The sequence below is a fragment of the Streptomyces sp. NPDC055025 genome (assembly GCF_053608565.1).
The window spans coordinates 14,274-35,269 of sequence record NZ_JBSGVS010000082.1 but is presented as its reverse complement, the minus strand read 5'-3'; the positions used below and the strand labels follow the sequence as shown (position 1 = coordinate 35,269).

Genomic DNA, 20,996 nt, shown 5'->3' with positions numbered 1-20,996 from the left:
GCACCGCGCCGCCGGGTCCGGGCGACCCGCCCCAAGACGCCGGGAGCGCCCCCCACGCCACCGCGCCGGGCCCCCCCGGCGGCTCCCCGCGGCTCTCAGGCCTGGCGCGAGGCGAGCTGTACGAGGGTGATGTCGGAGGGGGCCCCGACCCGTACGGGCGGGCCCCAGGCGCCCGCGCCGCGTGTCACATAGAGCTGCGTGTCGCCGTACCGCTCCAGTCCGGCCACCGTCGGGTTCGCCAGCTCCGCGACGAGGTTGCCCGGCCAGAGCTGGCCGCCGTGCGTGTGTCCGGAGAGCTGGAGGCCGACGCCGTGGCGTACGGCGTCGTCGATGACGATGGGCTGATGGGCGAGGAGTACGGACGTCCTGGTCCGGTCGCGGTCGCCGAGCGCCTTCTCGAAGTCGGGACCCGAGCCCTCACTCTCGCCCGCGACGTCGTTGACCCCGGCGAGATCGAAGCCGGGTATCTCCACGCGCTCGTTCTCCAGGGGCCGCAGCCCCAGTTCGCGTACATGGTCGACCCAGGCGGCGGCGCCGGAGAAGTACTCGTGGTTGCCGGTGACGAAGAACGCGCCGTGCGGCGCCTCCAGGGCGGCGAGCGGTTCCGCCGCCGGGCCCAGGTCCTCGACGCTGCCGTCCACCAGGTCCCCGACGACGGCGATCAGATCGGGACTGGCGGAGTTGATGGTGTCGACGATGCGCTGGGTGTGGGCGCGGCCCAGGATCGGGCCGAGATGGATGTCGCTGACGACGGCGATACGGAAACCGTGGGCGCCGCGCGGGAGTCCGGCGAGCGGTACGGTCACACGCTTGATCCGGGGGCCGCGCAGCACGCCGTAGGTGCCGTAGCCGACGGTGGCGAGCGCGGCGGTCGCGGCGGCGCCGCCGACGACACGGGAGACGAAGAGCCGGCGGGAGGGGGAGGTGGAGGCGGTGGTGCCTGTGGCGGGAGGGGATGCCTGATCGTCCCGCGGACCGTCGGCTATGACCCCGCTCGCGGGGGCGGACGCGGACGACACGGACGACGCGGTGGACGCGGTGGACGTACGGGCCTCAGCCGGGGCGCCAGCGGTGACCAGGTCCGGGGCGGCGGCCTCGCGCTCCGTCTCCCGGCGGTCCATCAGCCGCCGGAGCAGGGGCCGTACGGCCTCACCCACCGCCAGGGCCAGCACCAGATACAGCAGCACCGCCAGCCAGAGGTAGCCCGGCCAGGCCAGCACCCGCTGGAGCCAGAAGGGCGTCCCGGACCGCCCCACGCCCACGGCGGCGACGGACAGTACCGGCAGTACGACGATGGCGACGGTGCCCAGCCTGCGGGCCGTACCGCTCGACTCCGTCGTGTCGCGCACCAGGCGCCGCCACACAAACCAATGCGCCCCGACGATCACCGCCACGACGGCGAGCACCGCGAGAACGACCACGACGACCACGAACGGTCCCCCTATTCCTGTCCTAGTTGTTTTGCGGTCAGCCCTTGTTGCCGGCTGTCAGCGCTGTTCGCGCTGTCAGCGCTGTTCGCGCTGTTCGCGCTTGAGCGCGCGTACACCGCGGAACCCGATCGCGCCCACAGCCGTCCCCAGAAGGAAGGACACGACGGCGAGCAGCAGATGCACCCAGAAATAACCTGTCGGCTCACCGGCGTCGTCGAAAGCGAGTCCGCTCCCGTCCTGCCAGAGGTTCTTGACGAAAGTGATCCAGATGAACCAGCTCCACACCCCGAACACGAGCAGGAACCACGACACGGGGCGGCTGAGCTTCATGGATTCAGTATCACCGGCGTTCCACGGGCGGCGGCAACGGGGTCCTGCGGCCGGACGGCCGGAACAGGCCGAAGTCCGGCCAAAGGGGCAGGACGTTGGGCCGGTTCGGCGGAGGGAGCGGCGGTTCACCCCGCCGGTGTCGGAAATGATGTCGTCACAATGTACGTTTCCGATCGTGTCCGCTTTGAAAAAGACCGCATTGACGGTCATCGCCGCCGCATTGCTGCCCATTCTGACCGCCGTGCCCGCGTCGGCGGACACCAGGACCGAGAGCCCCGACAAGGAGCCCCAGCCGCCCGCGTCGATGTCCACCGTCGGCGGGGCCAAGCTCGGCAAGGCGGGCACCCAGGTGAATCTCGGCGCCGGTGCCCCGGTTCTGCCGAAGAAACTGAGCGGCCGGTCCTGGATCGTCGCGGACGCGGAGTCGGGGGAGGTACTGGCCTCGCACAACGCCCACTGGCGGCTGCCGCCGGCCTCCACGCTCAAGATGCTCTTCGCGGACACACTGCTGCCCAAGCTCTCCAAGACCCGGTCCTACAAGGTGAAGCCCAAGGACCTCGAACCCGTGGGCGCGGGCAGCAGCCTGGTGGGCGTCAAGGAGCACCTCTCGTACACCGTCCATGATCTCTGGCTCGGAGTCTTCCTGCGCTCGGGGAACGACGCCGTCCATGTGCTCGCGGCGATGAACGGCGGAGTCGCGAAGACCGTGCAGGACATGCAGGAGCACGCCGACGAGCTCCAGGCACTCGACACCACTGTGGTCTCGCCCGACGGTTACGACGAGCCGAAGCAGGTCTCCAGTGCGTACGACCTCACTCTGATCGCCCGCTCGGGCCTCCAGAAGAAGGACTTCCGCGAGTACTGCGCGACCGCCACGGCCAAGTTCCCCGGCGATCTGATCAAGCCGGAGAACACGGAGAAACCGGAGAAGGGCGAGAAGAGCGAGAAGCCGGAGAAGAGCAAGAAGGTCAAGCCGGGGCGCGAGTTCTTCGAGATCCAGAACACCAACCGGCTGCTCACCGGCGCCCCCGGGATCGCCCCGTACAAGGGCATCGCGGGCGTGAAGAACGGCAACACCACCCACGCGGGCGCGACCTTCACCGGGGTCGCCGAGCGGAACGGGCGGGTGCTGCTGGTCACGGTCATGAACCCGTCCTCGCACGAGGGCCAGGCGGTCTACCAGGAGACCACGCGTCTGCTGGACTGGGGGTTCGCGGCGGCGGGGAAGGTGAAGCCGGTCGGGACGCTGGTGCCGCCGAAGTCGGCCACGACGAACGCCTCACCGACCCCCACCCCCGTGGGTGCCGAGGCGATCAAGGGCATCGAGCAGGGCAAGCCGCTCGCCGCCGCGAACAGCGGAAGCACGGGCGGTGTCGGGACCGCGCTCGCGGTGACGGGCGGGGCGCTGATCGTGCTGGCCGGCGGTGTCTATCTGGTCAACCGTCGCTGGCCGCTCCCCGACCTCGTCCGGCGGCGTCCCCGCGAGTAGCCCCGTCCGCGCGAGTGGCCCCGGCCGCACGCGTGGCTGCGTCCCCTCCGGTCGCCTCCTCCGTGCGAGTCGCCACGTCCGCGCGCGTGGCTCCGTCGCAGGGGGCGGGGGCGCCGCCGTCATAGGCGACGCTGTCGTCCTCGGCCGGGGTGTCCCGGTCCGGGGTCGCCGTCCAGGCGGCGCAGAACAGCAGCAGCTTCGCGGTGAAGTTGATCCACAGCAGCAGCGCCACCGGCACCCCGAACGCGCCGTACGTGCTCTTCGCCGCCACATCCTTGATGTAGCCGCCGATCAGCAGTTTGAGCAGTTCGAAGCCGACGGCGCCGATGAGCGCGGCGACGAAGAGCCGGTGGCGGGCCGGCTGCACCTGAGGCAGCAGCGTGAGCACGTACAGCAGGATCACGAAGTCGGCCACGACCGCGACCAGCAGAGCGGCGGCCTGAAGCACCACCCCGCCCGCGCCGCCCTCGGGGATACCCAGCCCGGCGGCGGTCCGGCCGATGGCCGTGGAGCCGACGGTGGAGGCGCCGAGCGAGCCCAGTCCGACCGCGCCGAGGCCCAGGAGCACCACCGCGTCCTTGGCCCTGAGCACGAACGGATTGCCCTGGTCGGCCTCGTCCAGCTCCCAGACGGCCCGCAGGCATTCGCGCATCGAGCCGATCCAGCCGATACCGGTGAAGAGCAGCAGCGCGCCGGCCACCACTCCGACCGTGCCCGCGTTGGCCACCAGGGCGTCGATGTCCAGTTCGCCGGAGATACCGGGGACCTGCTCCTCGGCTCCGTGCTTGATCCGGTCGAGCTGGCCCTGGCTGAGCAGCGCCGCACCGATCGCCGCGCCCACGGTGATCAGCGGGAAGAGCGCGATGAAGCTGATGAAGGTGATGGCGGCGGCCAGCCGGGTCCAGTGGACCCGGTCGAGCGTCTCGTACGACCGCCAGGCATGCGTCCGCGCCAGCCGGTCCACGAGCGGGCCGATCAGCGGCCCGAGCACCGGAATTCTCTTCAGCCAGTCCATGGTGGAGACCTACCCCGGGATCGGCGAACCAGCGTCACGCATCACCGACCACCCATTCATACGAGCACGACAGGAAAGGTGACAAAGAATGCCTTACAGGGCGATACGGTCACCATCATGTCTGCCGACCCTTGTGTCTCCCTGACCGGCTGGGGCCGTACGGCTCCGACGACCGCGCTGCTCGTGCGCCCCCGTTCGTACGAGGAAGCGGCCGACGCCGTACGCGGCGCGGGACCCCGTGGCGCGATCGCCCGTGGCCTCGGCCGGGGCCTTTCCTGGGCCCTTCCTGAGCCCCTTCCTGGGCCCCTTCCTGCGTCTTCCTGATCTTCTCTCTCCTCCCCCCTCCCTCCCCTCCCTCTCTTGTCTTCCCCGCGTCTCCCCCGTGTCCCCGCGCTTTTCCAGGAGCGATCCACCATGAAGGACGCCGTCGGCATCCCGCAGTCCCTGCTCATCCTCGGCGGTACGTCGGAGATCGGTCTCGCCACCGCGCGCCGGCTGATCACCCGCCGTACGCGTACGGTCTGGCTGGCGGGCCGTCCCTCCCCCGCCCTGGACACCGAGGCCGACCGGCTGCGGACCCTCGGCGCGGACGTCCGTACCGTCGCCTTCGACGCCCTGGACCCCGCCGCCCACACGGAGTCGCTCGGAAAGGTCTTCGCGGAGGGCGACATCGACCTGGTGCTGCTCGCGTTCGGGATCGTCGGCGATCAGGCGCACGACGAGGCCGACCCGCTCGCGGCCGTGCGTGTCGCGCAGACCAATTACACCGGCGCGCTCTCGGCCGCACTGGTGTGCGCGGGCGCGTTGCAGACGCAGGGGCATGGCGCGCTGGTCGTGCTCTCCTCGGCGGCCGGTGAGCGCGCCCGCCGCGCGAACTTCATCTACGGGTCGAGCAAGGCGGGTCTCGACGCGTTCGCCCAGGGGCTGGGGGACGCCATGCAGGGCACGGGGGTGCAGGTGATGATCGTGCGGCCCGGCTCCGTACGGTCGCGGAAGACGGCCGGCCATGAGGCGACGCCGCCGGCCACCACGCCGGAGGCGGTGGCGGCGGCGATCGAGCTGGGACTGCGGCGGCGCTCGGAGACGGTGTGGGTGCCGGGGGCGCTGCGGCTGGTGATGTCGGCGGTACGGCATCTGCCGCGTCCGGTGTTCCGCAGACTGCCGGTCTGAGGCGAGCCGAACCCCGCGCGAGCCGACTCCCGTGCGAGCCGAACCCCCTGCGAGCCGGTCACCGGGCCCCGGGCCGCCTGGGCACCCTGCGGACTCAGGCGCTCAGGAGCGCTCACGAGCGCTCAGGGGCTCAGCGAGGCGGGTCGGTCGACGGGGGTGCTGTGATCGGCGGGGGTGTCGTCGCGGACGGGGGTGGTCTGAAAGGGCACTCCCGAGGCCTCCCCGTCCCCGCCGAACGCGTACTCGTGCAGCTTGCGCCACACCCCGTCGGTGCCCTGCTCGTACAGCGCGAAGGAAGTGCAGCTCCAGGCGGCACCGTACTCGGACAGCTCCTCGTAGGCCCGGTCCATCGCCTCCTCGGCGATGCCGTGCGCCACGGTCACATGGGGGTGGTACGGGAACTGGAGTTCGCGGACGAGCGGTCCCGAGCTGTCCCTGACCCGCTTCTGGAGCCAGGTGCAGGCCGACGCGCCCTCCACGACCTGGACGAAGACGACCGGGGAGAGCGGGCGGAACGTACCCGTACCGGAGAGACGCATCGGGAAGGGCCTGCCCGCCGACGCGACCGACGCGAGATGCGCCTCGATCGCGGGCAGCGCCGACGCGTCGACCTCGGTGGGCGGCAGCAGCGTGACATGCGTGGGGATGCCGTGCGCGGCGGGATCGCCGAAGCCCGCACGCCGCTCCTGGATCAGGCTGCCGTACGGCTCCGGGACCGCGATCGAAACGCCGAGCGTTACGGTCCCCACGTCGTTCTCCTCAGTCCGTGTGTCGTCCGTGTGTGGGTGGTGATGAGCAGGGCCACCGTCCGCCAGTGTGACGGTCGCACCGGCCGACTGGCCAGCGCTCGCCCCTCCGCGTACGCCGACCGACGGACGGAGCCTCCGTCCGTGTGGCCGCCGGCTCTCGATGAGCGGTGCTCGGCGGGCGGCCACAGGCCGACGGTGCCCCGTCGCCGGTGCCCGGCGGGGCGGTGCTCCACGGGCGGTGCTTGGCAGACGGTGGCCGACGGGCGGTGGCGGGTGGGCGGTGGGGTGTCCGGCCCGTACGGCTGTACGGGCTGTACGACCCGTCCGGACCCGGTCCGGCCGGTGCGGCCCCGTCCGGACCGTCCAGCCCGTCCGGCCCGGCCGGCCTCAGTGCTTGGCGGGCAGGAAGCCGACCCTGTCGTAGGTCTGCGCCAGGGTCTCGGCGGCGACGGCCCGCGCCTTCTCCGCACCCTCGGCCAGGATCGAGTCCAGCGTCTCCGGGTCGTCCAGATACTCCTGGGTGCGGGTTCTGAACGGGGTCACGAAATCGACCATGACGTCCGCCAGATCCGTCTTCAGCGCGCCGTAACCCTTACCGGTGTACTTCTGCTCCAGCTCCGCGACGGGCGTATCCGTGAGTGTGGAGTAGATGGTGAGCAGATTGCTCACGCCCGGCTTGGCCACGGTGTCGAAGAGGATCTCCGTGCCCGTGTCGGTGACCGCGCTCTTGATCTTCTTCGCGGTGGTCTTCGGCTCGTCGAGCAGATTGACCAGACCCTTGGGCGTGGACGCGGACTTGCTCATCTTGATCGTCGGGTCCTGGAGGTCGTAGATCTTCGCGACCTCCTTGACGATGTGCGGCGCGGGAACCGTGAACGTCGGGCCGAAGCGGGTGTTGAACCGCTCGGCGAGATCGCGCGTGAGCTCGACGTGCTGGCGCTGGTCCTCGCCGACCGGCACGGAGTTGGCCTGGTAGAGCAGGATGTCCGCGACCTGGAGGATCGGATACGTGAAGAGGCCGACCGTGGCGCGGTCCGCGCCCTGCTTGGCCGACTTGTCCTTGAACTGCGTCATCCGGGAGGCCTCGCCGAAGCCGGTGATGCAGTTCATGACCCAGGCGAGCTGGGCGTGTTCGGGCACATGGCTCTGGACGAAGAGCGTGCAGCGCCGAGGATCGAGACCGGCGGCGAGGAGCTGTGCGGCGGCGAGGCGCGTATTGGCGCGCAGCTCGGCGGGGTCCTGCGGAACGGTGATCGCGTGCAGGTCCACGACCATGTAGAAGGCGTCGTGGGTGTCTTGCAGCGCCACGTACTGGCGCACCGCACCGAGGTAGTTCCCGAGGTGGAACGAGCCTGCGGTGGGCTGGATTCCGGAGAGCGCGCGGGGACGATCAGAGGCCATGTCCACCATTCTCTCAGGTGTGACCCACAGCCCGTGAACGGATCTCCGTGGAGTGGGAACCGATCCGGGGCGGGCGGTGTATCAAAGCTGTGAGCACTCGGGAGGGGACCCTGGAGGGGGGCCGCACCCTGACGGTTGCGGATGAGTCGGCGGTGATCGCGCGCGTGCGTTCCGGTGAGCCGGAGGCGTATGCGGAGCTGGTGCGCGCGTATACGGGCGTCGCCCTGCGGGCCGCCGTGGCCTGTGGCGCGGGGCCGGACGCGGAGGATGTGGTGCAGGCCGCGTTCTTCAAGGCGTATCGCTCGCTGGGGAGCTTCAAGGACGGCTCCCCGTTCCGCCCCTGGCTGATACGGATCGTGGTCAATGAGACAAGGAACACAGTGCGCTCGGCGGTCCGGCTGCGGGCCGTGGCCGGGCGGGAGGCGATGCTGCTGGGCTCCGAGCCGCTGATACCGGAGTCGGCGGACCCGGCGATGGCGGCCGTGGCGGAGGAGCGGCGCGCGCTGCTGGTGTCCGCGCTGGAGAAGCTGAGCGAGGACCAGCGGCAGGTGGTGACGTACCGCTATCTGCTGGAGATGGACGAGGCGGAGACGGCCGAGGTGCTGGGCTGGCCGCGCGGCACGGTCAAGTCGCGGCTGAACCGCGCGCTGAAGAAGCTGGGCGCAATCGTGACGGCACCAGGTCAGGACGGCCGGGAGGGAGGTGAGGGGCATGGGTGACGAGGCGGATGGCGACAGGGGTGACGAGAGGGCGGCCACGGGCGGATCGCGGGAGGACAGCGGGCTGGTGGAAGAGCTGAGGGCGCTGGGGCGCGGGATGCGGATTCCCGATGTCGACGGCGAGACGATGGCCGAGCGGGTGCTGGCCCAGCTCCTCGCCGAGGCCGTACCGGTGCCGGTGCTGAGGTCGGGGACAGGAGCGGGAACGGGGACAGGGCCGGGGACGGAGCCCGCGACTGTGCCTGAGCCGCCGGGGCCGGCGGGGCCGCCAGGGCGGTCGGCGCGGGTGCGCCGGTGGCTGCGCGAGCGATGGCGAAGGGTGGCCGCCGGGCTCTCCGGACTGCTGGTCGTGCTGGTGCTGACGCCTCCGGTGCGGGCGGCGGTCGCGGACTGGTTCGACTTCGGCGGGGTCGAGGTGCGATATGACCCGTCGGCCGGCCCCCGTACGCCACCCGCCGCGCCCTCCTCGGTACCGGCCCCGGGGTGCCACCGGCCGGTGACGATCGCGGAGGCGGCGCGGCGGGCCGGCTTCACCCCCCGGGTGCCGGCCGAGCTGGGCGACCCGGATGTGGTGTCGCTGGCCGAGGCGTCGCCCGGCCGGTCCGTGGTCAGTCTCTGCTGGACCGAGCGGGGGCGGACGATCCGTCTGGACGAGTTCCCGGCGACCCTGGACATCGGCTTTGTGAAACAAGTCAGCGTGATGCCGGAATGGCTCTCGCTGCGCGACGGGACCACGGGTCTGTGGTTCGGGAAGCCGCATCTGCTGCGCTTCCGGCTGATCGGCGGGGACGGCGAGGGCTGGACCGAATCCGTCCGGCCGGCGGGCCCCACACTGCTCTGGCCGCACGGCGACCGGCTGACGCTGCGGCTGGAAGGGGTGACGTCGGTGGCACGGGCGGAGGCCATCGCGGAATCGGTGCGCGGAGACGGCGGATCGCCGCGCTGAGACGGCGCGGGAAAAGACTCGGAAGACGCGGGAGAAGTGGGAACCGATCGGGGCCGGGCGGTGTAAAGGAGGTGACGCGGACGCGGTTCGGACGGTCCGTACCGCGCGTCGGCAGGGGGAATGATGCGACCGCGATATGCGCGAACGCTCCGGTGGATCGGCGCACTTGTGGCGATGCTGGCGCTGACCTGGGTGGGTGCCCCGAGCGCGGTGGCCGGAGGTCCGACCAGCGTGCTGGTCGCCTCGCCCGAGAGCGGGGAGACGGCCGCTCTCTACTACAGCGATGGGGACTACGAGGAGCTGATGCGGCAGCTCGGCGCCCCGGCGGACCCGATGGCGCGGCCTGCGGGGCAGCGGGAGCGCCCGGTCTCGCTGGACGGGGCGGTGGGCTCACGGCTGATCAATGTCACCTGGATGGTCCATGATGTGCGGCCCTGGCGGGTGGACCAGTTGTATCCCAGCGCGGACCCCGCCACGGTCTGGATCCATACGGCATCCGAACCCGCGTCGTCGGACGGGGTCTGGCACAGGGCGAAGCGACCGGCGCGGCTGCACGCGCTGCTGAGGAAGCTGGGGGTGATGGGCCCGAAGACCGGGGAGGGTGCCGCGCCCGCCGACCCCGTCCCGTCGGCGGCGGCCGGTCCGGGGGACGGCAGGGGGACGGAGAGCGCCGGTTCGCGGAGCTCCGGGGCGGACGCGGGCTCCGTCCGGTGGTGGGCGATACCGGGGCTGGCGGCCGGGGTCGCCATCGGTCTGGGGATACGGCCCCTGGCGGCGCGGCTGCCGCGCCCGCCCTTCCGGCGCGGTGGGAAGCGGGGGCCTGGAGACGGACCGCGTCAGCAGCTCCTGGAGATATAGCCGTCCCGGTCGGCCGGACGTGTGGACCGGATGTCCCGTCCCGGGAGCTGTCCGTCCTTCTCGGGACCTGTTCAGCCGGGCACGCCGGGTGCAAGGTTTCTTCCCGCACAGGGTGAGCGACGATAGAAAGTAGGGCGTCGTCCCGCCCACGCCGGACAGCTTGTCCTGACCGATCGGAGAACCCGTGTCGACTACGGAGAGTGCCATCGCCTCGGCGGAGGCCCACAGTGCGCACAACTACCACCCGCTGCCCGTGGTCGTCAGCTCGGCGGACGGTGCGTGGATGACGGACGTCGAGGGACGGCGCTTCCTCGACATGCTCGCCGGATATTCGGCGCTCAACTTCGGCCATGGCAACAGAAGACTCATCGACGCCGCCAAGGCACAGCTCGAAAGAGTGACGCTGACATCCCGGGCGTTCCACCACGACCGCTTCGCCGACTTCTGTACGAGCCTGGCGGAGCTGTGCGGCATGGAGATGGTCCTGCCGATGAACACGGGGGCGGAGGCGGTGGAGACCGCGGTCAAGACCGCCAGGAAATGGGGGTACCGCGTCAAGGGCGTGCCGGACGGGATGGCGAAGATCATCGTGGCGGCCGACAACTTCCACGGGCGTACGACCACCATCGTCAGCTTCTCCACCGACAGCGAGGCGCGGGCGGACTACGGACCGTACACACCGGGGTTCGCGATCGTTCCGTACGGCGATCTCACGGCGCTGGACGCGGCGATGACGGAGAACACCGTGGCGGTGCTGCTGGAGCCGATCCAGGGCGAGGCCGGGGTGCTGGTCCCGCCGGCGGGCTATCTCGCCGGGGTGCGGGAGATGAGCCGGGCGCGCGATGTGCTGTTCATCGCGGACGAGATCCAGTCGGGCCTGGGCCGGACGGGAAAGACCTTCGCGTGCGAGCACGAGGGTGTGGTCCCCGACATGTATGTCCTCGGCAAGGCCCTGGGCGGCGGGGTGGTGCCGGTGTCGGCCGTGGTGTCGTCGGCCGAGGTGCTGGGTGTGTTCCGCCCGGGTGAGCACGGCTCGACGTTCGGCGGCAATCCGCTCGCCTGCGCCGTGGCGCTGGAGGTCATCGCGATGCTGCGGACCGGTGAGTTCCAGCAGCGCGCCGCGGAGCTGGGTGACCATCTCCACCATGAGCTGGGGCTGCTGGTGGGCGGCGGGGCGGTGGAGGCGGTACGGGGCCGTGGGCTCTGGGCCGGGGTGGACATCACGCCGTCGCGCGGGACGGGCCGGGAGATCTCGGAGCGGCTGATGGACCGGGGTGTGCTGGTGAAGGACACCCACGGTTCCACGATCCGTATCGCTCCCCCGCTGGTGATCAGCAAGGAGGACCTGGACTGGGGCCTGGACCAGTTGCGCGCGGTGCTGACGGCCGAGGACCGGCAGCCGGGGACCGACGGACGGGAGCCTGCGGGCGCCCCCGCCTGACCAGGTCCGGCCAGGCCCGATGCGATGGGCCCCGCCTGACCAGGTCCGGCGGGCCCCGATGCGGTGGACCCCGCCCGGTCCGGGCCCCGCCTGGGCTGGACCGCCCCGCCCGGTCCGGGCCGGGCGGTCTAGAGAATGACGTGGGGCAGAAAGCGGGCGTACTCGTCCGTGATCAGGCCCGACGACTCCCGGATGCCGAGTCCCGCCGCCTCGTCCTCGACGATCCAGGCGCCGAGCACCACGCGGTTGCCGTCGAAGTCGGGCAGCGGGGCCAGCTCCTGGTAGCAGCAGGCCTCGTCCCGGATCACCGGCGGCCGGCCGGGTTCATGGACGGTGACCCCGGCGCCCTCGCGGCCGAGCAGGGGCTTGGCGACATAGCCGCGGGAGGAGGCGAGTTCGCGGGGGCCGTCGAGATAGGCGGGGAGCAGATGGGGGTGACCGGGGTGGAGTTCCCAGAGGATCGCGAGCAGTGCCTTGTTGGAGAGGAGCATCTTCCAGGCGGGTTCGATCCAGCAGGTGGTGCCGGTGCCACCACCGTTGTCGAGGGTGTCTCGTACATACGGCCCGAACCGGTCGGTGGTCAGCCACTCCCATGGATAGAGCTTGAAGCAGGTGCGGATGAAGCGGAGCCGGTCGTCGACGAAACGGCCGGAGAGCCGGTCCCAGCCGATCTGTTCGACGGAGAGGGCCTCCGTGGCGAGCCCGGCCTGTTCGGCGGTCTCCCGCAGATACGCCACGGTCATCAGGTCCTCGCCCAGTTCGTCCCCGTCGGAGTGGGCGAAGTGGACGGGACCCGGCGGGAGGAGGCCGGCCTGACGTTTCCAGGCGGCGACGAGGCGCTCATGGAGGGAGTTCCACTGGTCGCCGTCGGGGAACCGGTCCTCCAGCCAGAACCACTGCGCGCTCGCGGCCTCGACCAGTGAGGTGGGGGTGTCGGCGTTGTACTCCAGCATCTTGGGCGGGCCTGTGCCGTCGTAGCGCAGATCGAACCGGGCGTAGATGGAGGGGAGTTCGGCGCGGCGCCGCCAGGACTCGGCTATGAGGGCCGTCAGTCCGGGGTCGGTGATCCCCAGCTCGGCGAACCGGTTCCGCTCCACGATATGCGCGGCGGCGCCCAGACAGAGGGCGTGCAGCTCTTCGACGGTCTCTTCGAGGGCCTCCACCTCGGGCAGGGTGAAGGTGTAGTAGGCGCTCTCGTCCCAGTACGGACGGAGCGTTCCGTCCGGGTAGCGGGTGAGCGGATAGATGACGCCCTGTTCCTCGACGGTCCGCTGCCAGTCGGCCCGGGGTTCGATGCTGTGACGTTTCATCAGCGAGTCACCCGGGCGCCGGGGCGGGTGGCGGAGCGGCGGGGCGTCATTCAGCCGCCGCCCGAACCGGAGTTGGAGCAGCCGAAACCACCGCGGTCGACGGCGGACTTGTCGAAGCTGCCCCCTTCGACCTTGCCCTTCGTGCTGGATCCGCCGTAGTAGTACGAGCCGCTGCCACCGCTCTCGCACTGGGAACTGGGCAGTGACGCCCGGGTCGTCCGGTCGGCACACCGTTTGTCGGGCTCCGACCCGCAGGATGTGATCGTGATCGCCAGCAGTCCCATACCGCCGAGCACGACCGTGCTCGACCTCAGCCTCCGTCGCCGCGCGGTCATGCGCCGCCCTCCCCCGTTGCACGTGAACCCGTTGTCTACGAAGCGGTCTCTTTCTGACCGTTCATACACAGTAATTGGCCACACTTGCTCATCGAAGAGGTGGTGCACCCTCGCGGCGAGTCCGGGCAGATCCCGGCAAACCGCTGGGGGCGGCGGAACCGCCGCCCCCAGGGCCACTGTTGGACGGGGACTAGTTCTCGCCGCCGCCGTACGGGCGGGTGATGGCTTCCATGGCGTGACCGACCGGGTCGATGAAGTACACGCCGCGGCCACCGTCGTTGTGGTTGATCTCGCCGGGGTGCTTCTGATGCGGATCGGCGTAGAACGTGACGCCCTCGTCCTGGATGCGCCGGAAGATTCCGTCGAAGTCTTCCTCGCTGACCAGGAAGGCGTAATGCTGCGGCACGATCGACTCCGGCGGTATGGAGGCGAAGTCGAGGGTCACGCCGTTGCTCAGTTCGACGGGGATGAACGGGCCCCACTCGGTCCCTACCGGGAGGTCGAGGATATGGGCCAGGAATTCAGCGGATTCCCGGTTGTCCCGGGAGTGAATGATGGTGTGATTCAACTGGATCGACACTGTGGAATGCCTCCGTAAGGCAAACTCACGGGCACCTCCATGCCTCACCCGGACGGTGACCGACACGCGATGCCGTACCGATCATCCTAATTCGCGCCCCGGAAACTGTCGACCACCGGCATGGGCCTAGGCCCTGTCCGGCCTAGGGAAGGACCCGGCACAGCGCGTCCAGCGCGCCCGGCCACGCGCTGTCCGACGGGGTGCCGTAACCGACCACCAGGGCATCGGTGCCCGGCGGGACGGACGGGTGCCGGAAGCGGCTCATGCCGTACACCGCCAGCCCCTGCCAGGCCGCGGCCTCGACGACCGAGCGCTCGGTGCCCGGCGGGAGTTCGACGACGGCGTGGAGACCGGCCGCGATCCCGGTCACCCGGATCTCCGGGGCCTGTTCGGCCAGCGCCGCCACGAGCTGGTCACGGCGGCGCCGGTAGCGCAGCCGCATGGAGCGGACATGACGGTCGTACGCGCCCGAGGCGATGAATTCCGCGAGCGTGAGCTGATCGAACACGCTCGACACCCAGTCCGTCCCGCCCTTCGCCTCGCTCACCTCCCCGACCAGTTCCTCCGGCAGTACCAGCCATCCGAGCCGCAGTCCGGGCGTCAGGGACTTGCTCGCGGTGCCGAGATACACCACCCGTTCGGGATCGAGTCCCTGAAGCGCGCCGACGGGTTGTCTGTCGTAGCGGAACTCGCCGTCGTAGTCGTCCTCCAGGATCAGCCCGTCCGTACCGCGCGCCCAGTCGACGGCGGCCGAGCGCCGGTCGGGGTGGAGCGCCATACCGAGGGGGAACTGGTGCGCCGCGGTCAGCAGTACGGCTCCGACGCCGCGCGCCCGCGCCAGTTCCTGGGTGCGGGCGCCGCGCGCGTCGAGCGCGAGCGCGGGGGTCCGCAGCCCCGCCTCGGCCAGCACGTTCCAGTGCTGGTCGAGACCGTACGACTCGACGGCCACCGCCCGCACCCGCCGAGCCCTGAGCACCTGCCCCAGCAGCATCAGCCCATGGACGAATCCGGAGCAGACGACGATCCGTTCCGGGGTCGCGTACACGCCACGGGTCCGCGCCAGATAGTCGGCGAGGACGGTACGCAGTTCGATCCGGCCGAGGGGGCCGCCGTACCCGAGGGCCTCGTGCGGCGCGGCCGTCAGTGCCCGGCGGGCGGCCGCGAGCCACTGGGCGCGCGGAAATCCGGCGAGGTCGGGGGAGCCGGGCAGCAGGCTGTGGGCGGGCCCGCGAAGGGCCGGCCGGGTCCTGGGCGGCGCGGGCGCGGCCCGCCGGGGCGCGGCCCGCCGGGCCACCCGCGTCCCCGAGCCCTGCCGGGCGGTGAGCCACCCCTCGGCGACCAGTTCGGCGTACGCGTCGGCCACGGTGTTACGGGCGACACCCAGGTCGAGGGCGAGCGAGCGGGAGGACGGCAGCCGGGTGCCGGGGGCGAGGCGGCCCGTACGGACGGCTTCACGCAGGGCGTCCATCAGACCGGCGCGCAACCCGGAACCACGCGGCTCCAGATGGAGATCCACACCGAGGACGCCGCCTCCCCCGGGTCCTGCGGAAGGTTCGGTGGAAGGGCCCGTGGGAGGACCGGCGGAAGGTTCGGCGGGAGGACCGGCCGGCGCGTCGTCCGGCCGGTCGTCCGGCGGATCAGCCTGAGAATTGGCCCAGGAATCCTTCATGGAAATGGACCATACTCCTGTGCCACCGGACGCGTAGCGTCGGACATATGACGACGCACACGGAGAACGAGACGAAGCGTTACGCCCCCGAGCACTCCCCGCGGCTGGAGCTGGCCAAGCTCGCCCCCGAGGTCTACAAGGCCATGGTCCGGCTGGACGCCGCGGCCCGGCACGGCGTCGACCCGACACTGCTCGAACTGGTCAAGATCCGCGCCTCCCAGCTCAACCACTGCGCGTTCTGCCTCGACATGCACACCAAGGACGCGCTGGCGGCCGGTGAGTCGGTGGAGCGCGTCATCCAGCTCAGCGCCTGGGAGGAGTCCCGGCACTTCTACACACCGAAGGAGATCGCGGCGATCGAGCTGACCGAGGCGATCACCGTGCTGACCGACGGTTTCGTGCCGGACGAGGTGTACGGGAGGGCCGCGGAGCAGTTCGACGAGACCGAGCTGGCCCATCTGATCGCCGCGATCACGGTGATCAACGCCTGGAACCGGTTCGGTGTCTCCACCCGGATGGTCCCCGGCCACTACACACCGGGCCAGTTCGCGCACTGACCGCCGCGCGACGGCTCACCGGCGTCGGGCGCCGCCCCGCGTCGTCGGGCGCCGCCCCGCGCCCGGCCCACGCCGCCCCACGCCGCCCCGCGCCGCCCCGCGCCCGGCCTGTCAGCTCCAGCCGGGCTCGAAGGGTTCCAGGACCGTGTCCAGCAGTCGCCGCAGATCCGATACCTGCCCCGCGGGGGCGGCCACCAGTACCGCGTACTGCCCGCCGTCGGTGGCGGTGAAGACCCGCTCGACGCACTGGCGGCGGCCTCCGGACGTGTCGCTGTCGTACGAGTAGACCAGTTCGGCGGCGTCACCGGTCGGGTTCTCGTCCCCGCCGACGACCGTACCGACGCCGACCTCCGTATAGCCCTCGTTCCTCGTCGCGAGGTCCGCCGACGACTGCCGGACCAGATCCAGCGGTGTCATGTCCTCCTCCGAGATCGCGAAGACCTGGATCAGGCTGCTCTCGTCGTCCGCCGTGTAGAAAACCCCGTTGTCGCGCGAGGTCCGCTCCCAGCCCTCGGGTACGGCGACCGTGAAGCCCTTGGGGTCCTCGGCCACCCGGAACCCGGGCGGCAGAACGCCGGCGGAGGGATCACCGGTCGCGTCCGTCGCGTCCGTCGCGTCCGTCGCGTCCGTCCCGCCGAGACCGTCGGTGGGAGCGGCGGTCTCCGCGTCGGCGGAGGACGCCGAGGGGCCGGCGGAGTCGGACGGGTACGCGGACTCGGAGACGCTGACGCCCGGCCCCGCGGCCGGCCCGTCCGTGGCGCCGTCCCGGCCCCAGGTGATCCAGGCGGCCACCGCGCCCGCGCCCACCACGGCCGCGGCGGCGATCACCACGAGGGGCATACGGCGTGATCCCTGACCCAAGGAACGGCCCAAGGGACGACCGTACGGATCGACCGCGCCCCCGGTCCGCACGAGGCCGGTCCCCTCGGCACCCGTCGGCTCGGCACCCGCCTGCCCGACGCCCTCGTGCCGGCCGCCCGCCTGCGAATGCCCCTGGCTCTGGGCCTGGCCCTGACCCTGACCCTGGTCGTACGGCGCGAACAGCGGCAGCGGGGGCGGCGGCGGGGTGTACGCCAACGGCGCCCTGCCGCTCTCCCACCGCTGAGTCTCGGCATTCCAGCGCGGCCCGGCCCCGGCCGGCGGCCCGCCCCCGGCCGTCCACGAGTCCTCACCGTCGGCCCCACCGTCGGCCGCGGCCCCGGCCCCGGTCCCGGCTTCGCTCCCGGCCATGCGTCAGCCGCCCAGCAGCGCGCCGACGGCTTCGCCGACCGCGACCCCGGACGCGAGCGTCCCCACGACACCGCCCGTCAGCGCCAGCGCGTCCCGGAGACCGGCGAGCCTGCCGGGGCCCGCCGCGCCGACCGTGGTGATCTCCTCCTCGACGGCGACGAGTTCCGCGTCGAGCACGGCGGTGCCATCCGTGGCGACGAAGCGCCCCAGGTCCTCGCGCAGCGCCCGTACCGCCGCCAGCAGCTCCGCCTGGGCGGGATCACTCACCTGCCCCGTGGCACCGGCACCGGCACCGGTGTTGGTGTTGGTGACGGTGTTGTGGTCACCGATGCCGATCGCGCTGCCGCTCACCGAGCCGATCCGCACCGCCGGACGCGCCGGGCTCCCCGGGCCCGGCGGGGCCGCCGGGCCCGCCGGCTGTGTCCGACGTGCCCGACCGTCCTCGTCAGTTGCCGCCATTGCTGCCTCCCGCTGCCTCGTCGCGGTTGCCGATCGTGTTGTGGTCGCCGATGCCGATGGCGCTGTTCTGCACGGACTCGATGAAGACTCCGCCGTTGGTGACGTTGATGATCTTCTGCTCGAACTCGGCCGTCTGCCAGCCCGCTTCGTACAGCGCCTGCCGCACTCCGCCCGCCACCCGGTCCTCGACGCTCTTGAGGTACCGGCTCACATCCATCTCCTGGAAGAGCGAGGCCTCGCTGTCGGAGCCGAGTTCCCGGACGGAGACCGCGGGCCCGGCTGGCAGCGCGCCACCGTATCCGCCGCTGAGCCGCCGCCACTCGACGACCGCGTACCGCCCGAGGGTGAGCAGCATCTGCCCGATCGACCCCGGCGTATGGGTCAGGGCCCAGACGGCCTTGCCGAACCAGGAGTTGTTCAGATACTGGTGCGCCAGCCGGTCCGCCTCACGGAACTGGCGCCGCACGGGCAGCAGCACATGCGGAGCGACCTCCAGCATCAGCATGCCGCCCTGGGTGTGCACCCGTACGAAGACGGTGACGACCAGTTGCTCATGCCATCCGCCCACTCTGATACGGAGGAAGTGGCGCCGTGTCTCGCCTCCCTCCTCGACGGAGTCGGCGCGATGGCGGGCGAAGCTCACGGCGTCGTACGGCGCTCCGTCCCGCGGTTGGAGTCCGTCGACCGGGAGGAAGACGCACTCGTCGACACTCAGCTCGCGCAGCCGGTCACGCACGGCCGCCGCCGCCTCCGGGGAACCGTGCGGGGAGGGCACCCGCAGGGCCTCCAGCAACGGCACGATCTGGCGCAGAACCTCACCGTTGTCGATCGGCACCGGCCCGCCGCCCGCAGCGGCCTTGCCGCCCGTACCGCCCGTATCGCCCTCACCGCCCTGCCAGTCCTTGCGGGGGCGCAGTTCGACGGCCAGCGTCCAGGGCCGGTACGGCTCTCCGACGCCCAGGAACGGGTTCGCCGAGTGGTACATCACCAGTGGCGCGTGCTGCTCGGCGCGGATACGGGCGCTCAGCCGCTGAAGACGGCCGCCGGTGGCCAGTTCGGCGGGGTCGGAGGAGGCCGCGGGAAAACGGTACTCGGACAGTTCGTTGGTCATCACCCGGGCGAACTGTCCGCGCCGCAGCCCCACTCCGGCGGCGATCAGCAGCAACAGGATCAGGGTCGCCCAGGCCCGGCCGGGCCCCGCGGAAGTGCCGACGCCGACCGTGACACCCTCGATCCCGGGGACCAGTCCGCCGACGTCCCGCACCGGCCCCACCCCGCCCGGCACGTCCCCACCCGAACCGTACGAACCACCCGCCCCACCCGCCCCATCCGATCCGTCCGAGAATCCCTGTGCCAGCAGGGCCACCAGACCCGCGACGGCGACGACCAGCGCGAGCCGCCCGTACCAGCGCACCACGAGCGCCGCCGCCTTGCGGTACCAGGGCGTGCCGGCTCCCCGGCCCCTGATCCAGGGTGCGATCGCCAGCAGCAGACAGGGAAAGAGGAGGAGCAGCAGAAGCCCGTCGGTGAGCGGGACGGCGGCGATCCAGAGCACCAGCATGCCGACGCTCCAGGCCAGTTCGGTACGGCGGGCCCGCAGGGCGTGCGCGAGTACCCGGGCCGCGTCGAAGCCGGTCGAGGGAGCGATGAAACGCTCCTCGTGGATGTACAGCTCGTCGAGGACGGCGTCCCGGTAGCCCCTGTCCAGATGCACCCCGGCGCAGAGCAGCCGGCACGCCTCACTCGCGGCGGGCTCCACCGGCGGCCTGCCCCACTCCTCGGCGCCCATGCCGCCCGGCCCCCGGGCCATCGCGATCTCGGTCAACGAGTCCCCCGTATGCCTCTGCCGTACGAGTCAACTTCCCCTTCCGAACGGGGAGTTGAGCGTTGACGGCGATGAAGGTGGCATCGTAGGGCATTCCGGCGACACCGCGCACACGTCTTTTCACCCGCTGTACGACGGAACGCCCCCGACGGGTGTCGAGGGCGTTCCGGTGTTCGGCGTTCCGATGTTCGGCGTTCCGGTGTGGCGTTCCGGTGTGCGGCGTTCTTCCGCGGCTTCGGGCTCGGGGTCGTCAGATCAGGCCCAGCGCGCGCACCGCGTCGCGCTCCTCCTGGAGCTCCTGTACCGAGGCGTCGATCCGGGCGCGCGAGAACGCGTTGATGTCCAGTCCCTGGACGATCTCGTACGCGCCGTCCTTCGCGGTGACCGGGAAGGAGGAGATCAGGCCCTCCGGCACACCGTAGGAGCCGTCCGACGGGATGCCCATGGAGGTCCAGTCGCCCTCGGCCGTGCCGTTGACCCAGGTGTGGATGTGGTCGATGGCGGCGTTGGCGGCGGAGGCGGCCGAGGAGGCGCCACGGGCCTCGATGATCGCCGCGCCGCGCTTGGCGACGGTCGGGATGAACGTATCGGCCAGCCAGGCCTCGTCGTTGACGGTCTCGGCGGCGTTCTTGCCGGCGATCTCCGCGTGGAAGATGTCCGGGTACTGGGTGGCGGAGTGGTTGCCCCAGATCGTCAGCCGCTTGATGTCGGAGACGGCGGCGCCGGTCTTCGCGGCGAGCTGCGAGATGGCGCGGTTGTGGTCGAGGCGGGTCATCGCGGTGAAGCGCTCGGCCGGTACGTCGGGCGCGGCGGCCTGCGCGATCAGCGCGTTGGTGTTCGCCGGGTTGCCGACGACGAGGACCCTGATGTCGTCCGCGGCGTGGTCGTTGATGGCCTTGCCCTGGGGCTTGAAGATGCCGCCGTTGGCGGAGAGCAGGTCGCCGCGCTCCATGCCCTTCGTACGGGGACGGGCGCCGACCAGCAGTGCCACGTTGGCGCCGTCGAAGGCGACGTTCGGGTCCTCCGTGATCTCGATGCCGCCGAGCAGCGGGAAGGCGCAGTCGTCGAGCTCCATCGCGGTGCCCTGGGCGGCCTTGAGACCCTGCGGGATCTCCAGGAGACGCAGTTTGACCGGCACATCCGCGCCGAGCAGATGGCCGGAGGCGATGCGGAAGAGCAGCGCGTAGCCGATCTGGCCGGCCGCGCCGGTGACGGTGACATTCACGGGAGTGCGGGTCATGGCGGTCTCCGTAAGACGCTGGCGGTGGGGGTCCCTGCCCCTGGTGCGGGACATCTCCGCGGCCGCGAATCTTGACGTGAAGAGATATCCGGCGATCAGGCTATCCGACCCGCGTCTCCGCGAGCCGTCGCCCCCTTGTGGCACGGCTCACGGGCGTCGTGTCGTACCGGTACGGCGGGACGCGGCGCGCCCGACCGGGCTGCCCACCCGGGCCCATAGCCGCGTGCTCGGCACGCGCTCGGC

Annotated in this window: 20 protein-coding genes and 1 pseudogene; 8 read left to right on the top strand and 13 right to left on the bottom strand. The window is 71.3% G+C overall.

The window, feature by feature from the left end; genetic code table 11:
- Positions 1-95 precede the first annotated feature (95 nt).
- Complete coding sequence (locus tag ACWGDX_RS35030; protein WP_453632231.1) at positions 96-1,430, bottom strand: metallophosphoesterase; 1,335 nt, start codon at positions 1,428-1,430, stop codon at positions 96-98.
- Between the two features lie 75 nt (positions 1,431-1,505).
- Positions 1,506-1,760 carry an SCO4848 family membrane protein gene (locus ACWGDX_RS35025; RefSeq protein ID WP_453632229.1) on the bottom strand — a complete coding sequence of 85 codons (255 nt, stop codon included), beginning with the start codon at positions 1,758-1,760 and terminating at the stop codon, positions 1,506-1,508.
- Between the two features lie 148 nt (positions 1,761-1,908).
- Here ACWGDX_RS35025 and ACWGDX_RS35020 point away from each other — a divergent pair, with 148 nt between their 5' ends.
- Positions 1,909-3,249, top strand: a complete 1,341-nt coding sequence (locus ACWGDX_RS35020; protein ID WP_453632236.1) for a D-alanyl-D-alanine carboxypeptidase family protein — start codon at positions 1,909-1,911, stop codon at positions 3,247-3,249.
- Here ACWGDX_RS35020 and ACWGDX_RS35015 read toward each other — a convergent pair.
- Positions 3,197-4,264 (bottom strand): YihY/virulence factor BrkB family protein, encoded by a 1,068-nt coding sequence (locus tag ACWGDX_RS35015; protein WP_453632227.1) that lies wholly within the window; start codon positions 4,262-4,264, stop codon positions 3,197-3,199. The genes ACWGDX_RS35020 and ACWGDX_RS35015 overlap by 53 nt on opposite strands.
- Before the next feature lie 117 nt (positions 4,265-4,381).
- Here ACWGDX_RS35015 and ACWGDX_RS35010 point away from each other — a divergent pair.
- Positions 4,382-4,531 (top strand): annotated as a pseudogene (locus ACWGDX_RS35010) (decaprenylphosphoryl-beta-D-ribose oxidase); the annotation flags it as partial.
- Between the two features lie 147 nt (positions 4,532-4,678).
- The gene (locus ACWGDX_RS35005) at positions 4,679-5,434 is read left to right on the top strand and encodes a decaprenylphospho-beta-D-erythro-pentofuranosid-2-ulose 2-reductase (RefSeq protein ID WP_453632225.1); all 756 of its coding nucleotides are present in this window, start codon (positions 4,679-4,681) and stop codon (positions 5,432-5,434) included.
- 122 nt (positions 5,435-5,556) lie between these two features.
- On the opposite strand, the gene ACWGDX_RS35000 is transcribed toward ACWGDX_RS35005, so the two are convergent.
- Positions 5,557-6,183 carry a 2'-5' RNA ligase family protein gene (locus tag ACWGDX_RS35000; RefSeq protein WP_453632223.1) on the bottom strand — a complete coding sequence of 209 codons (627 nt, stop codon included), beginning with the start codon at positions 6,181-6,183 and terminating at the stop codon, positions 5,557-5,559.
- A 387-nt stretch (positions 6,184-6,570) separates the two neighbouring features.
- A complete protein-coding gene (gene trpS, locus ACWGDX_RS34995; protein ID WP_365906042.1) occupies positions 6,571-7,584 on the bottom strand; it encodes a tryptophan--tRNA ligase in 1,014 nt (337 codons plus the stop codon).
- An 89-nt stretch (positions 7,585-7,673) separates the two neighbouring features.
- On the opposite strand from trpS, the gene ACWGDX_RS34990 reads away from it, so the two are divergent.
- The 4 genes from ACWGDX_RS34990 to rocD all read left to right on the top strand — a co-directional run bounded on the left by ACWGDX_RS34990 (position 7,674) and on the right by rocD (position 11,548).
- The gene (locus ACWGDX_RS34990; protein WP_453632221.1) at positions 7,674-8,303 is read left to right on the top strand and encodes an RNA polymerase sigma factor; all 630 of its coding nucleotides are present in this window, start codon (positions 7,674-7,676) and stop codon (positions 8,301-8,303) included.
- A complete protein-coding gene (locus ACWGDX_RS34985) occupies positions 8,296-9,249 on the top strand; it encodes a hypothetical protein (RefSeq protein ID WP_453632219.1) in 954 nt (317 codons plus the stop codon). The genes ACWGDX_RS34990 and ACWGDX_RS34985 overlap by 8 nt, the downstream gene beginning before the upstream one ends.
- 174 nt (positions 9,250-9,423) lie before the next feature.
- Entirely contained in the window at positions 9,424-10,107 is a 684-nt protein-coding gene (locus ACWGDX_RS34980) for a hypothetical protein (RefSeq protein WP_453632217.1), read from the top strand.
- 184 nt (positions 10,108-10,291) lie between these two features.
- The gene (rocD, locus tag ACWGDX_RS34975; protein WP_453632215.1) at positions 10,292-11,548 is read left to right on the top strand and encodes an ornithine--oxo-acid transaminase; all 1,257 of its coding nucleotides are present in this window, start codon (positions 10,292-10,294) and stop codon (positions 11,546-11,548) included.
- A gap of 128 nt (positions 11,549-11,676) precedes the next feature.
- Here rocD and ACWGDX_RS34970 read toward each other — a convergent pair whose 3' ends face one another.
- The 4 genes from ACWGDX_RS34970 to pdxR form a co-directional block, all read right to left on the bottom strand.
- Entirely contained in the window at positions 11,677-12,858 is a 1,182-nt protein-coding gene (locus tag ACWGDX_RS34970) for a glutathionylspermidine synthase family protein (protein WP_453632213.1), read from the bottom strand.
- A 50-nt stretch (positions 12,859-12,908) separates the two neighbouring features.
- Entirely contained in the window at positions 12,909-13,193 is a 285-nt protein-coding gene (locus ACWGDX_RS34965; RefSeq protein ID WP_453632211.1) for a hypothetical protein, read from the bottom strand.
- Positions 13,194-13,383: 190 nt separating this feature from the next.
- Positions 13,384-13,773, bottom strand: coding sequence for a VOC family protein (locus ACWGDX_RS34960; RefSeq protein ID WP_363080791.1), 390 nt, complete (start codon positions 13,771-13,773; stop codon positions 13,384-13,386).
- Positions 13,774-13,915: 142 nt separating this feature from the next.
- Entirely contained in the window at positions 13,916-15,241 is a 1,326-nt protein-coding gene (gene pdxR / locus ACWGDX_RS34955) for a MocR-like pyridoxine biosynthesis transcription factor PdxR (protein ID WP_453632234.1), read from the bottom strand.
- Positions 15,242-15,489: 248 nt separating this feature from the next.
- Here pdxR and ACWGDX_RS34950 point away from each other — a divergent pair, with 248 nt between their 5' ends.
- Positions 15,490-15,999, top strand: a complete 510-nt coding sequence (locus ACWGDX_RS34950) for a carboxymuconolactone decarboxylase family protein (protein ID WP_453632209.1) — start codon at positions 15,490-15,492, stop codon at positions 15,997-15,999.
- Between the two features lie 111 nt (positions 16,000-16,110).
- On the opposite strand, the gene ACWGDX_RS34945 is transcribed toward ACWGDX_RS34950, so the two are convergent.
- The 4 genes from ACWGDX_RS34945 to ACWGDX_RS34930 all read right to left on the bottom strand — a co-directional run bounded on the left by ACWGDX_RS34945 (position 16,111) and on the right by ACWGDX_RS34930 (position 20,753).
- Positions 16,111-17,229, bottom strand: coding sequence for a serine/arginine repetitive matrix protein 2 (locus ACWGDX_RS34945; protein ID WP_453632207.1), 1,119 nt, complete (start codon positions 17,227-17,229; stop codon positions 16,111-16,113).
- Positions 17,230-17,232: 3 nt separating this feature from the next.
- On the bottom strand, positions 17,233-17,580 hold the full coding sequence (locus ACWGDX_RS34940; protein WP_453632206.1) for a hypothetical protein: 348 nt from the start codon (positions 17,578-17,580) through the stop codon (positions 17,233-17,235).
- A 94-nt stretch (positions 17,581-17,674) separates the two neighbouring features.
- Positions 17,675-19,513 (bottom strand): hypothetical protein, encoded by a 1,839-nt coding sequence (locus ACWGDX_RS34935; protein ID WP_453632204.1) that lies wholly within the window; start codon positions 19,511-19,513, stop codon positions 17,675-17,677.
- 250 nt (positions 19,514-19,763) lie between these two features.
- On the bottom strand, positions 19,764-20,753 hold the full coding sequence (locus ACWGDX_RS34930) for a malate dehydrogenase (RefSeq protein ID WP_453632202.1): 990 nt from the start codon (positions 20,751-20,753) through the stop codon (positions 19,764-19,766).
- Positions 20,754-20,996: the final 243 nt, after the last annotated feature.